The organism is Streptomyces sp. NPDC046308 (assembly GCF_055588065.1).
Genome location: NZ_JBVJFB010000002.1, coordinates 275501 through 288421 on the forward strand (window position 1 = coordinate 275501; position 12921 = coordinate 288421).

General features: G+C 72.2%; 8 protein-coding genes. 4 read left to right on the top strand and 4 right to left on the bottom strand.

The annotated features are described in order from the left end of the window. Positions 1-34: 34 nt before the first annotated feature. Genes ACZ6JT_RS08685 through ACZ6JT_RS08695 form a run of 3 tightly spaced genes read right to left on the bottom strand, consistent with a single transcriptional unit; the run spans position 35 to position 3199 of the window. Complete coding sequence (locus ACZ6JT_RS08685) at positions 35-877, bottom strand: sugar ABC transporter permease (protein WP_376613356.1); 843 nt, start codon at positions 875-877, stop codon at positions 35-37. Between the two features lie 2 nt (positions 878-879). Next, positions 880-1920 (bottom strand): carbohydrate ABC transporter permease, encoded by a 1041-nt coding sequence (locus tag ACZ6JT_RS08690; RefSeq protein WP_469208674.1) that lies wholly within the window; start codon positions 1918-1920, stop codon positions 880-882. Between the two features lie 7 nt (positions 1921-1927). Next, positions 1928-3199, bottom strand: coding sequence for an extracellular solute-binding protein (locus ACZ6JT_RS08695; RefSeq protein ID WP_365479691.1), 1272 nt, complete (start codon positions 3197-3199; stop codon positions 1928-1930). Positions 3200-3421: 222 nt separating this feature from the next. Here ACZ6JT_RS08695 and ACZ6JT_RS08700 point away from each other — a divergent pair, with 222 nt between their 5' ends. The 4 genes from ACZ6JT_RS08700 (at position 3422) to ACZ6JT_RS08715 (ending at position 9759) form a co-directional block, all read left to right on the top strand. Next, complete coding sequence (locus ACZ6JT_RS08700) at positions 3422-6268, top strand: alpha-amylase family glycosyl hydrolase (RefSeq protein ID WP_469208676.1); 2847 nt, start codon at positions 3422-3424, stop codon at positions 6266-6268. Positions 6269-6294: 26 nt separating this feature from the next. Further along, a complete protein-coding gene (locus ACZ6JT_RS08705; RefSeq protein ID WP_030717335.1) occupies positions 6295-7335 on the top strand; it encodes a LacI family DNA-binding transcriptional regulator in 1041 nt (346 codons plus the stop codon). Positions 7336-7409: 74 nt separating this feature from the next. After that, on the top strand, positions 7410-8300 hold the full coding sequence (locus tag ACZ6JT_RS08710; protein ID WP_469208678.1) for a phosphatase PAP2 family protein: 891 nt from the start codon (positions 7410-7412) through the stop codon (positions 8298-8300). Between the two features lie 691 nt (positions 8301-8991). Continuing rightward, positions 8992-9759, top strand: a complete 768-nt coding sequence (locus tag ACZ6JT_RS08715) for a CAP domain-containing protein (RefSeq protein WP_469208679.1) — start codon at positions 8992-8994, stop codon at positions 9757-9759. 52 nt (positions 9760-9811) lie between these two features. Here ACZ6JT_RS08715 and ACZ6JT_RS08720 read toward each other — a convergent pair whose 3' ends face one another. After that, positions 9812-12826: a bifunctional [glutamine synthetase] adenylyltransferase/[glutamine synthetase]-adenylyl-L-tyrosine phosphorylase gene (locus ACZ6JT_RS08720; protein WP_469208681.1), complete on the bottom strand. Its 3015-nt coding sequence runs from the start codon at positions 12824-12826 to the stop codon at positions 9812-9814. Positions 12827-12921: the final 95 nt, after the last annotated feature.

Below are 12921 nucleotides of genomic sequence, written 5' to 3' on the forward strand. Positions count from 1 at the left end.
AGGTCGGGCCGGTGATGCGGGAGCAGGCGGGTGGTCAGCCCTTGGTGGCGCCTGCGGTCATCCCGGCGACGAGGTGGCGCTGGGCGAAAACGAAGAAGATCGCCGCGGGGATGGCGATGAGGACCGAGGCGGCGCTCATCGCACCCCAGTTGGAGGTGTACTGGGTGACGAAGGTCTGCAGGCCGCCGGCCAGGGTGAGGTTCTCCTCGCCCACCATGAAGGCGGAGGCGTACGCGACCTCGCCCCAGGCGGTGATGAAGGCGTAGAAGCCGGTGACGGCGAGACCGGGCTTGGCCAGCGGCAGGATCAGCCGCCAGAAGGTGCCGAAGGGGTTGAGCCCGTCGACCCGGCCGGATTCGTCGATCTCCACCGGGATGGTGTCGAAGAAGCCCTTCATCATCCAGGCGCAGAACGGCACGGCGATGGTGAGGTAGGTGATGATCAGGCCGATCGGCTGGTTGAGCAGGCCGAGGTCGCCCATCAGGTTGTAGAGCGGCACGATGAGGATGGCCATGGGGAACATCTGCGTGATGAGCAGGGTCCACATGAGCGGCTTCATGCCGGGGAACCTGAAGCGGCTGACCGCGTATCCGGTGGTGGCGGCGATGAACACACCGAGGACGGTGGTGACGCCGGCGACCAGGACGGAGTTCCCGAACCAGCTGAGGAAGTGGCTCGACTCCAGCAGGTACGTGTAGTTGCCGAGGGACGGTTCCTTGATGAAGTCCGTGGTGACCGCGTGCTCGGCGGGCTTGAGCGAGGTCAGCAGGATCCACAGCACCGGGAACACGGCGATGACGGACGCGCCGAGCAGGGTGAGGTGCAGGCCCACGGAGGCGAGCGGGGAGCGGCTGCCCCGGGTACGAGCGTTGGTCATGGTCACCACACCTCTCCCTGCTTGCGCAGCGAGCGCCGGTAGACCAGCGCGAAGATCATGAGCAGGGCGAGGATCAGTACGCCCCACGTGGCGGAGCCGGCGAAGTCGCGCGGGCTCGACACGAACGCCTCGCGGAAGGCCTGGGTCACCAGGATCTCGGTGGAGTCACCCGGTCCGCCCCGGGTGAGCAGGAAGATCACCGGGAACATGTTGAAGGTCCAGATGGTGGAGAGCAGGATCACCGTCATGCTCACCGCGCGCAGGCCGGGCAGGGTGATGTGCCGGAACCGCTGCCAGGCGCTCGCGCCGTCCATCTCGGCGGCCTCGTACAGCTCGCCGGGGATGGACTGCAGTCCGCCGAGCAGGGCGACCATCATGAAGGGGACGCCGAGCCAGACGTTGACGGCGACGACCGAGAACTTGGCCCAGGTCGGGTCGTCGAGCCACGGGACCGCGGCGATGCCGCCGCCGTCGAGGATCTTGTTGAGGATGCCGTTGTCGCGGTTGAAGAGGAACCGCCAGGCGAAGACGGAGACGAAGCCGGGGACGGCCCAGGGCAGGATCAGCGCCATCCGGTAGGCGGCGCGGCCCTTGAAGTCCCGGTTGAGCATGTTGGCGAGGACCAGGCCGAGCGTGAAGGTGATCGACACGCACGCGACGGTCCACACCACCGTCCACACCAGCCGCTGCAGGAACACCGGGTCGCTGAGCACGTCCACGTAGTTGTCGAGTCCGACGAACTCGTACGTGGCCTCGATGTGGCGGGCGCCGATGGTGCGCGAGACGTTGCGCTCGTTGGCATCGGTCAGCGACAGGTAGATCCCGCGGACCAGCGGCCAGCCGATGATCACGCCGAGGACGAGCACCACCGGGGCGATCATCGTCCACGCGTACCAGTGGGTGGCGAGGGCGCGCCTCAGCCCACCCTTGGTCCCACCGGGCGCCTTGCTGTCAGTCCAGCGGCTCCGGCCGCGGGCGTCGGTGTCGTCTCCGACTCCGTCGCCCGCGGCCTTCGCCACCGACTGGCTGGTGTGAGCAGCCATGGTTTCGTTACTTCCAGCCCTTGAGGATCTTGCGGAACTCGACGCCGGCCGACTTGGCCGCGTCCTCCGGGCTCGACGCCCCGGTGATCGCCTTGGTGTACTCGACCTTCAGCGGCTCGAAGAGGGAGCCGTTCTCCGGGATCCAGGCGCGCTCGACGGCCTTGTCCACGGCCGGCTTGAAGAACTGGACCATCTCGCTGCTCTTGACGTCCGGCTGCTCGTAGGCGGCGGTACGGGTCGGCAGCAGGCTCAGGTCCTTGGCGGACTGCACCTGCACCTCCTGCGAGGTCATGTACTCGACGAAGGCGTGCGCCGCGGCGCGGTTCTTGGAACCGGCGTAGACGCCGAGGTCGTGGCCGCCCTGCGGGGCACCGGCCTTGACGGAACCGGCCGGGACGGCGGCGACGCCGAGGTTGGCCTTGTCCTTGAACTGGTCACCGGCGTAGGTGTCGGCGACGGCCCACGGACCGTTGATCATCATGGCGGCCTCGCCGGACTTGAAGGCCGTCTGCATGTTGGTGTAGCCGTCCGTGGCGTTCGTGATCGCCGCACCGGAGGTGACCAGGTCGCGAGCGGTCTTGAAGGCCTTGACGCCCGCCGCGTTGTCGACGGTGACGGCCTTGTTCTTCGCGTCGACGAGGTCGCCGCCCTCGCCGTAGATCAGCGGGAGGAACCAGTAGGAGTCGTCGCCGCGGAGGTAGAGACCGGCCTTGCCGCTCTTCGCCTTGATGGCGGCGGCGGTGGTCTTCAGCTCCTCCAGCGTCTTGGGGGGCTGGACGCCGGCGTCGGCGAGCATCTTCTTGTTGTAGAAGAGGCCGAGGGTGTCGATGACCTGCGGCACGGCGTAGGTCTTGCCCTCGAACTTGCCGCTGGCCGCGGCCTGCGGCAGGAACTCGGCGTCGACCTTCTTCGCCGTCTCGGCCGGGACCTCGTCGAGGTAGCCGAGCGAGGCGAAGTCGGCGACCCAGCCGACGTCGGCGCGGATCACGTCAGGCGCGTCGGAGCCGCTGCTGAAGGCGTTCTTGACCTTGTTCTGCGCGTCGCCGTACGGGACGTTGACGTACTTGACGGTCACCTTCGGGTGCTTCGCGGTGAACGCCTCGGCGATCTTCTGGAAGCTGGCCTTCTCGGCGTCGTTCGAGGTGTCCCACCACGTGACCGTGCCGGAAAGCTCGCCGCCGGCGTTGCTCCCCCCGTCGTCCTTGGTGTCACCGCCGCAAGCCGTCGCCGCGAGCGCCAGGGTCGCGACCAGCGCGGTGGCCGCTATGCCACGCCGCATATGAACTCCTTCGATGATCCCGGCCGCGCCCTCGCGGTCCCGAGTTGCCAGGAACGTAACAAGACTGAAAGAGGACCGAAAGACCTTGCGCAAACTTTCTGCAAGCGGAGGCGATCGTTACATCCGTGTGTCCGTACGGTTGCCGCAGCTTGCTGTTAGTTCGAGTCACCTTCGACCGTCCGGGCCCGCAACCAGGGGGCGTGTACCCGCGTTGACCCCGATATGACCCAGGAGTCGACGGCCGTCCAGCTTGCAAGCTCTTCCAGCAACGCGACCGCGAGCGGTGGCTGGTGGCGCGATGCAGTCATCTACCAGGTGTACGTGCGCTCCTTCGCCGACAGCGACGGCGACGGGGTCGGCGACTTGCGCGGGGTCCGCTCGCGCCTCCCCCACCTCGCCCGCCTCGGGGTCGACGCCGTGTGGCTCACCCCCTTCTACGTCTCCCCGCAGGCGGACGGCGGCTACGACGTCGCCGACTACCGGGCCGTCGACCCCCTCTTCGGGGACCTCTCCGACGCCGACGAGCTCGTCCGCGCGGCGCACGCGCTGGGGCTGCGGGTGATCGTGGACGTGGTGCCGAACCACACCTCCGTGCAGCACCCGTGGTTCCGCGCCGCCCTCGCCGGGGACGCGCAGGCGCGGGCGCGCTACCTCTTCCGCCCGGGGCGGGGGGCCGACGGCTCGGAGCCCCCGAACGACTGGGAGTCGATCTTCGGCGGCCCGGCGTGGACGCGGGTCGCGGACGGCGCGTGGTATTTGCACCTGTTCGCCCCCGAGCAGCCGGATCTGGACTGGGACCACCCGGAGGTCGCCGCGGAGTTCGCGTCCGTGCTGCGGTTCTGGCTCGACCTCGGCGTCGACGGCTTCCGCATCGACGTGGCCCACGGCATGGTCAAGGCCCCCGGCCTGCCGGACATCGGGCGGGGCGCGCAGGCCACCCTGATCGGGACCGAACCGCTCCCCTTCTTCGACCAGGACGGAGTCCACGAGATCCACCGCGGGTGGCGCCGGCTCCTGGACTCCTACGAGGGCGACCGCATCGGCGTCGCGGAGGCCTGGGCCCCCACCTCCGAACGCCTCGCGCTGTACGTCCGCCCGGACGAGCTGCACCAGGCGTTCAACTTCCGCTTCCTCAACTGCCCGTGGGACCCGGACGCGATGCGCACCGTCATCGACGAGTCCCTGGCCGCCACCACCTCGGTCGGCGCCCCGACCACGTGGGTGCTGTCCAACCACGACGTCGTACGCCATGTGACCCGGTACGGGGGCGGCGCCCGCGGCCTCGCCCGGGCTCGGGCCGCCGCCCTCCTGATGCTGGCCCTCCCGGGCTCGGCGTACCTCTACCAGGGCGAGGAACTGGGTCTCCCCGAGGTCCTCGACCTCCCGGACGAATCCCGCCGCGACCCGGCGTTCCGCCGCGGGCGCCGTCAGCAGGTTCCGGGGCCCGCCCGAACCGGCGCCCGGGCCGAGACCCCGAACCGGGCCGACCCCACCGCCGCACCGCAGACCACCCCGGCCGCCGCAACCGCCACCGCCACGCACGCGGCCACGAGCCGGACCCGGACCGTGTCCGCCCCCGTGCCGAAGGCCGCCGGCCCCGCGACCCCTGCGGACCCCACCCCCCTGGCCCTCCCGAGGACCGCCCGCCCCCAGGCCGACGGACACACCCCACCACAGGCCCGAGCCGCCACCCGACCACAGGCCGGAACGGACACCGCGCCGCAGGCCGGGGCAGCCACCTTGCCACAGCCCGCGCTGGCGACCCGGCCGCAGGCCGGAGCCGGCACCCGGCCACAGGCCGGAACGGACACCGCGCCGCAGGCCGGGGCAGCCACCGGGCCACAGCCCGCGCTGGCGACCCGGCCGCAGGCCGACCGGCTGACCGGGACGGGGGCTCCCTCTCATGCCGAGGCGGGCACGGGGGCGGGGGCGGCTTCCGCAGCTCCCGTCCTGCCCGGCCCCACCGCGTCCGCGCAAGCGGCCACGAGCCGGACCGCGTCCGTATCCGCCCCCATCCCGCAGGCACAGGCCCCCGCAGGGCCAGGCGCCGGGCCGCAGGCCGGGGCCGGTGTCCGGGCGCAGCCCGGGGTGGGGGCTCGGCCGGAGGCCGAGGGGCAGGCCCGGCCGGGGACGACGGCACAGACGGAACCCGCAGGCGGGCCGGAGGCGGCCCTCGCCGGCGCACCGCAGGCCCGAACGGACCCGGGAGCAGGGACCGATCCGCAGACCGGAGCGGGCACCGGGCCGCAGGCCGCACCCGCCGGCGGACCGCAGGCCCGGACGGCCACCGGGCCGCAGGCCGGAACGGGCGTCGGGCCACAGCCCGCAATGGGGATCCGGCCGGAGGCCGACGGGCGGACCGGGCCGTGGACACCGGCACAGGCCGCACCCACCAGCGGGCCGCAGGCCCGGACGGGCGCCGGGCCGCAGGCCGGGACGGGCGCCGGGCCGCAGGCCGGAGCGGGCGCCGGGCCGCAGGCCGGGGCGGGTGCTGGGCCACTGCCCGCAATGGGGGCCCGGCCGGAGGCCGACGGGCAGGCTCGGCCCGGGACACCGGGACAGGCCGCACCCGGCGCCGGGCCGGAGGGCGATCCGCAAGCCGGGGCGGAGGCCGACGGGCAGGAGGGGTTGCGTGACGGGTGCCGGGTGCCGATTCCGTGGTGCGGGGCGGAGCCGCCGTACGGCTTCGGGCCGGCCGGGAGCTGGCTCCCGCAGCCCGCCGGCTGGGGCGGCCTCACCGTCGCCGCCCAGACCGGCGACCCCCACTCCACGCTCGAGCTCTACCGCGCCGCGCTGGAGCTGCGCCGCGCGCTGCCCGGCCTCGGCGCCCCGGAGGCGGGCACCGGCGGCGCCGCCGAAGCCCCGTACCGCTCCGGGATGTGCTGGCTGCCCGCGCCCGAGGGGGTGCTCCTCTTCACCCGCCCCGGTTTCGCCTGCACCCTCAACAGCCGCCCCGACCCGGTCGAACTTCCCGCGCCCGGACGCCCCGTACTGTCCAGCGCCCCCGTGGAGACGGACGGCCGCACGGTCCGCCTTCCGCCGGATTCGTGCACGTGGTGGGCAATTTGAATGTCCGCCCGGTACAGTCCAATCCCGTGACCGCACGGCTAGCCGACATCGCAGCCCAGGCGGGGGTCAGCGAAGCCACAGTCAGCCGCGTGCTCAACGGCAAGCCCGGTGTGGCCGCCGGCACCCGTGAATCCGTGCTGGCCGCCCTCGACGTGCTCGGCTACGAACGCCCCGTACGCCTGCGCCAGCGCAGCGCGGGCCTCGTCGGTCTGATAACTCCCGAGCTCGACAACCCCATCTTCCCGGCGCTCGCCCAGGTCATCGGCCAGGCCCTGACCCGGCAGGGGTACACACCGGTGCTGGCCACGCAGACGCCCGGCGGGTCCACCGAGGACGAGCTGACCGAGATGCTGGTCGACCGCGGGGTCTCCGGGATCATCTTCGTCTCCGGTCTGCACGCCGACACCACCGCCGACATGGGCCGCTACGACCAACTCCGCGGACAGGGCGTCCCGTACGTCCTCATCAACGGGTTCTCCGACAAGGTGCAGGCCCCCTTCGTCTCCCCCGACGACCGGGCCGCGATGCAGCTCGCCGTCACCCACCTCACCGCGCTCGGCCACACCCGGATCGGCCTCGCGGTCGGACCGAAGCGTTTCGTGCCCGTCCTGCGCAAGATCGAGGGCTTCCGGCTCGGGATGAAGGAGCGGCTCGGACTCGACGAGGCCGAGGTCGAGGAGCTGATCCAGCACTCCCTCTACACCCTGGAGGGCGGCCAGGCCGCCGCGGCCGCCCTGATCTCGCGGGGCTGCACCGCGGTAGTGTGCGCGAGCGACATGATGGCGCTCGGCGCCATCCGGGCCGCCCGCCAGCAGGGGCTGCGGGTGCCGCAGGACGTGTCGGTGGTCGGCTTCGACGACTCCCCGCTCATAGCGTTCACGGACCCGCCGCTGACCACCATCCGCCAGCCCGTGCAGGCGATGGGGCAGGCCGCGGTGCGGACCCTGCTGGAGGAGATCGGCGGTACGCCGGCCCCGCACAGCGAGTTCGTGTTCCTGCCGGAACTGGTGGTGCGCGGCTCCACGGCCTCCGGCCCGGGGCAGCGTCGCGCGGCGTCTCGTACCTGAGACGGACCGGCTGCGCCGAAGACCGTCCCGAGGGATGATCGGAGGCGGGAACGCATCTGGCAGACTCTCTCCCCATGGGTGAATCGAGCGTGAAGACACTGGCAGCCCGGACGGATGTCTCCTCACCCGATGTGGTCGAGACGGAGACCCGCCCGGGTTCCGACCGCGCCCGGCTCTCCCGGCTGCGCACCCCCCGCCGACCTCGGATCTGGTTCGAGGTCCTGCTCATCGCGGTCAGCTACTGGACGTACTCGCTGATCCGCAACGCGGTGCCCGAACAGAAGACGGTCGCCCTCGCGAACGCCGACTGGATCTGGGGCGTCGAGCGGAACCTCGGCATCGCCGTCGAGCAGTCGGTCAACCACGCGATCAACTCCGTGACGTGGCTGATCGTGGGCATGAACTACTACTACGCCACGCTCCACTTCATCGTGACCATCGGTGTGCTGGTGTGGATCTACCGTTTCCATCCGGGGCGGTACGCCGCCACGCGCCTGGTCCTCTTCGCCACCACCGGCGTGGCCCTGGTCGGCTACTACTTCTATCCGCTCGCGCCGCCCCGGCTGATGAACGGCCAGGACTTCGTCGACACCGTGCTGGTCCACCACACCTGGGGCTCCATGGCCTCCGGGAACCTCAAGCAGATGTCGAACCAGTACGCTGCGATGCCGTCCATGCACATAGGGTGGTCGCTCTGGTGCGGGCTGACGATCTTCGCGGTCGCCTCGGCGCCCTGGGCCCGCATCCTGGGCCTGCTCTACCCGACGGCGACCCTCGTCGTCATCGTGGCCACCGCCAACCACTTCTGGCTCGACGCCGTGGGCGGCATGCTCTGCCTCGCCTTCGGCTACACCGTCTCGCGGTCCTGGTACGGCTCGATGCCCCACCGCCTCCCGCGCCACCCGCAGCACGCGGGTCCGCACCCCGCGGCCGAGCTGCTGAACCGCTTCCGGACCCGCGCCTGACGCCCGGCCCGGGCCCGAAGGGACGGGGCGCGGGCGCGTCGGCCGCGAAATGCCGCGGGCTCGTGCGCGGCAGCTGTCCGACCCGCTGTTCGTCAAGTGGATCTCGCCCCCCGGCATCGAGCTGAGGGCCGGCCTGGCCGATCTTTTCCGACCCCGGCAATTCCTCCGAATGCGGCCGCGGGAAATGGGCACGCTCTTCCCGCCGCCTTCTCCGTGCCCTCTTCTCCGTGCCCTCCTCTCCGCGCCCTCTTCTCCGTACCGTCTTCTTCGCGCCCTCTTCACCGCGTCGCCTGACGCCGCGATCCGGCGCTTGGTTGCGTGACATGCGTCACGGTGCGAACCTCGGCCCCCGGGTCTTTCCCGGGCGTGCCGGGTGATCGACATTTCGATATTTGTCCGGTTTGGATTAGACATTCCCCTCTCCGGCAGGAACGGAATCCGCGCTACCGCCGGACTCGTCGCCGACTTCCCTGCTCACGGGCTTTCCTGAAGGCGCATCACATGGTTGTGCAAGTGACCTGATCGTGACCATGCACGATCATCGGCCCGTTTCAAGCCGGGTGCGGAATGCCCCCCGTGAACGCGAAGCGGAAACTTGCCAGGCCATTGGCGGACTTCTAAGAATGTCGCCTATTCCGGCGTCCCGCAGTTCCGGCGCCGGAAGCTTCGCGATCACCGAATGAGGTCACGCATGCAGAAGCATCGGAAGAAGAAGCCGCACCGGAAAATAGTCATCGCCGTCGGCACCCTGGCCCTCGTGGGTGTTCCCACGGCCGCCATGGCCTGCTTCGACACGGACGACAGCGGCCGCACCCGCGCCGCGAGCCACCAGGGCCAGCGCCCGTGGCACTACACGCCGTCGGCCGCCCCGAGCACCCTGGCACCCGTGGAAGTCCCGACGGCGCCGAGCAGCCCCCCGGCCGCCGATCCCGGCACGCCCGCGGCGCCCGCACAGCCGGTCGTACAGACCTCACCGCCCGCGCAGCAGCGGCCGCAGCCGCAGCCGTCGAAGCCGGCCGCCACCAGGAAGCCGCAGGCGCCCGAGCCGCCGAAGACCTCGGCCCCGGCCGCCCCGCCGGCCTCCGGCTCCGTCGCCGCGGTCCTCGCCCTCGTCAACCAGGAGCGCGCCGCCGCCGGGTGCCCGAACCTCACCCTCAACGCGAAGCTCACGAAGGCCGCGCAGGACCACAGCGCGGACATGGCCGCCCACGGCACCATGTCCCACACCGGTTCCGACGGCTCCGACCCGGGTGCCCGTATCACCCGCGCCGGATACACGTGGAGTTCGTACGGCGAGAACGTCGCCTACGGCTACAGCACCCCGGAGAAGGTCATGGAGGGCTGGATGAACAGCCCCGGCCACCGGGCGAACATCCTGAACTGCTCCTTCAAGGAGATCGGCATCGGCCTGGCTCAGCCGAACCACTACTGGACCCAGGACTTCGGCACGGCGCGCTGACGCCCCCGCCGGGGACCCGGGTGGCCGGCCTCCGAGGCCCGGCCACCGGGGCTCAGCCCCCGTAGAACAGTTCCTCGACCACCGCCCGGGCACGGCGGGTGATGCGACGGTAGTCGTCCAGCATCTCCCCGACCGTGCCTTCGGCGTATCCGAGGTAGCGGCCGACCGCGGCGAGCTCGCGGGCCTCCGACGGGAAGGTGTCCCCGGCGCGGCCGCGGACCAGCATCACGGCGTTGCGGACCCGGGTGGCCAGCACCCAGGCCTCGTCGAGGATCTGCGCCTCGTCGGTCGGGATCAGTCCGGCCGCGTGGGCGGCGGCGAGGGCCTGGCGGGTACGGGTGGTGCGCAGGCCCGGAACGGCCCAGGCGTGCCGCATCTGGATCAGCTGGACGGTCCACTCGACGTCGCTGAGGCCGCCTCGGCCCAGCTTGGTGTGCAGGGTGGAGTCGGCCCCGCGGGGCATCCGCTCGGACTCCATGCGGGCCTTGAGCCGGCGGATCTCGCGTACGGCGTCCTCGCCGAGGCCTTCCATCGGGTAGCGCAGCGGGTCGATGAGCTCGATGAAGCGGCCGCCGAGGTCGGCGTCGCCCGCGACCGGCTCGGCGCGCAGCAGGGCCTGGCTCTCCCAGGTCAGGGACCAGCGCCGGTAGTAGGCGGCGTAGGAGGAGAGCGTGCGCACGAGCGGGCCGGAGCGGCCCTCGGGGCGCAGGTCGGCGTCGATGAGCAGCGGCGGGTCGGCGGTGGGCAGCTGGAGCAGCCGGCGCATCTCGGCGATGACGGTCTGGGCGGCCTTCGCGGCCTCCTGTTCGTCGACGCCCTCGCGGGGTTCGTGGACGAAGAGGACGTCGGCGTCGGAGCCGTAGCCGAGCTCGTGCCCGCCGAAGCGGCCGACGCCGATGACCGCGAAGCGGGTGGGCAGGGTGTCGCCGTACTGGCTCTGGACGGCGGCGCGCAGGGCTCCGGCGACGGTGGCGGCGGTGAGGTCGGAGACGGCCCCGCCGACCCGGTCGACGAGGGCGCCGTGGTCCTCCTCGGCCGGATTGTCCTCCGTACCGTAGGAGCCGATGATGTCGGCCGCGGTCGTACGGAAGAGCTCGCGGCGGCGCACGCCGCGGGCGGCGGCGACGGCGGCCTCGGCGGTGTCGGCGCGGCCGACGGCGGCCATGACCTCCTGTTCCAGGGCCTCGTGGGTACGGGGCTGCAGGCCTTCGGGGTCGCCGAGCAGGGCCACGGCCTCGGGGGCGCGCATCAGCAGGTCGGGGGCGAGACGGCCGGCGGACAGGACGCGGGCGAGGTTCTCGGCGGCGGCGCCCTCGTCGCGGAGCAGCCGCAGGTACCAGGGGGTCTTGCCGAGGGCGTCGGAGACCTTGCGGAAGTTCAGCAGGCCGGCGTCCGGATCGGCGGAGTCGGCGAACCAGCCGAGCAGCACCGGCAGCAGGGTGCGCTGGATGGCGGCCTTGCGGGTGACGCCGGAGGCGAGCGCTTCGAGGTGGCGCAGGGCGGCGGCCGGATCGGCGTACCCGAGGGCTTCGAGGCGCTGGCCGGCGGCGCGCGGGGAGAGCCGGGTCTCGCCGGGCGTGAGCTGGGCGACGGCGTCGAGCAGCGGCCGGTAGAAGAGCTTCTCGTGCAGGCGCCGGACGACGGAGGCGTGCCGGCGCCAGGCCTTGTTGAGTTCGGCGACGGGCTCGGTGCGCAGGCCCATGGAGCGGCCCAGGCGCCGCAGGTCGCTCTCGTCTTCGGGGACGAGGTGGGTGCGGCGCAGCCGGTAGAGCTGGATGCGGTGCTCCATGGCGCGCAGGAAGCGGTACGCGTCGTGCAGCTGGGCGGCGTCGGCGCGGCCGACGTAGCCGCCGGCGGCGAGGGCGTGGAGGGCGTCGAGGGTGGTGCCGGAGTGCAGGGTGGCGTCGCTGCGGCCGTGCACGAGCTGGAGCAGCTGGACGGCGAACTCGACGTCGCGCAGGCCGCCGGGGCCGAGTTTGAGCTCGCGGTCGACCTGGGCGGCGGGGATGTTGTCGACGACGCGGCGGCGCATCTTCTGCACGTCGGGCACGAAGTTCTCGCGCTCGGCGGCCTGCCAGACCAGGGGCGTTATGGCGTCGATGTACTGCCGGCCGAGGTCGGGGTCGCCGGCCACGGCGCGGGCCTTGAGGAGGGCCTGGAACTCCCAGGTCTTGGCCCAGCGCTGGTAGTAGGCGAGGTGGGAGGCGAGGGTGCGGACCAGCGGGCCGTTGCGGCCCTCGGGGCGGAGGTTGGCGTCGACGGGCCAGATGGTGCCCTCGACGGTGGTCTCGGAACAGATCCGCATGAGGTGGGAGGCCAGCCGGGTGGCGGCCTGGATGCCCTTGCCCTCGTCCGTGGCGTCCCCTGCGGCTGCGCCGTGGGGAGCCGCCGCCGCCTCCCCGACGAAGATCACGTCGACGTCGGAGACGTAGTTGAGCTCGTTGCCGCCGCACTTGCCCATCGCGATGACGGCGAGCCGGCACTGCGCGGCGTCCTCGGGGGCGGCGGCGGAGGCGATCCGCAGGGCCGCGCGGAGGGTGGCGGTGGCGAGGTCGGCGAGCTCGGCGGCGGTCTGGGCGACGTCGATGGTGCCGCAGACGTCGCGGGCGGCGATGGAGAGAAGGCAGCGGCGGTAGGCGACGCGCAGGGTGACGGGGTCGTGGGCGTCCGCGAGGCCGCGCTCGAACTCGGGGAGTCCGGGGTGCAGGTCGGCGGCCTCGTAGGTGACGAGGGTGAGCCAGTCGCGGGGGTGACGGGCGAGGTGGTCGCCTAGGGCCTCGGAGGCGCCGAGCACGCCGAGGAGGCGGTCGCGCAGCGGTTTGGCGCTGACGAGGGTGTCGAGGAACCCGGACAGCTCCTCGGGCCGCTGCGCCTCGGCGAGGCGGACGAGCCCGCGGAGGGCGAGGTCGGGGTCGGCGGTCGCCCCGAGGGCGTCGAGCAGCACCGGATCGGCGCGTACGGCCGCCAGCGCGTCGGCGTCGAGCAGCCGGGCGGCGGCGGAGGGGTCGGTGAAACCGCTGCGGAGCAGCCGGATGAAGGTGCTGCTCCTGCGTCCCGGGACTGTCATCCCGCCGCCTCCCGCGGTTGTCGCTGCCACTGCCCTGGCGTGCCTGTGGTGAGCGTAGCCGGAGCAGGCGTTCGACTCACCGGCAGTACCATGAC

What these genes read in the sequence shown, in the direction of transcription:
- ACZ6JT_RS08695 (WP_365479691.1), bottom strand. Translation starts at nt 3,199, where the DNA reads ATGCGGCGTGGCATAGCGGCCACCGCGCTGGTCGCGACCCTGGCGCTC.
- ACZ6JT_RS08700 (WP_469208676.1), top strand. Translation starts at nt 3,422, where the DNA reads ATGACCCAGGAGTCGACGGCCGTCCAGCTTGCAAGCTCTTCCAGCAAC.
- ACZ6JT_RS08715 (WP_469208679.1), top strand. Translation starts at nt 8,992, where the DNA reads ATGCAGAAGCATCGGAAGAAGAAGCCGCACCGGAAAATAGTCATCGCC.
- ACZ6JT_RS08720 (WP_469208681.1), bottom strand. Translation starts at nt 12,826, where the DNA reads ATGACAGTCCCGGGACGCAGGAGCAGCACCTTCATCCGGCTGCTCCGC.
- ACZ6JT_RS08690 (WP_469208674.1), bottom strand. Translation starts at nt 1,920, where the DNA reads ATGGCTGCTCACACCAGCCAGTCGGTGGCGAAGGCCGCGGGCGACGGA.
- ACZ6JT_RS08685 (WP_376613356.1), bottom strand. Translation starts at nt 877, where the DNA reads ATGACCAACGCTCGTACCCGGGGCAGCCGCTCCCCGCTCGCCTCCGTG.
- ACZ6JT_RS08710 (WP_469208678.1), top strand. Translation starts at nt 7,410, where the DNA reads ATGGGTGAATCGAGCGTGAAGACACTGGCAGCCCGGACGGATGTCTCC.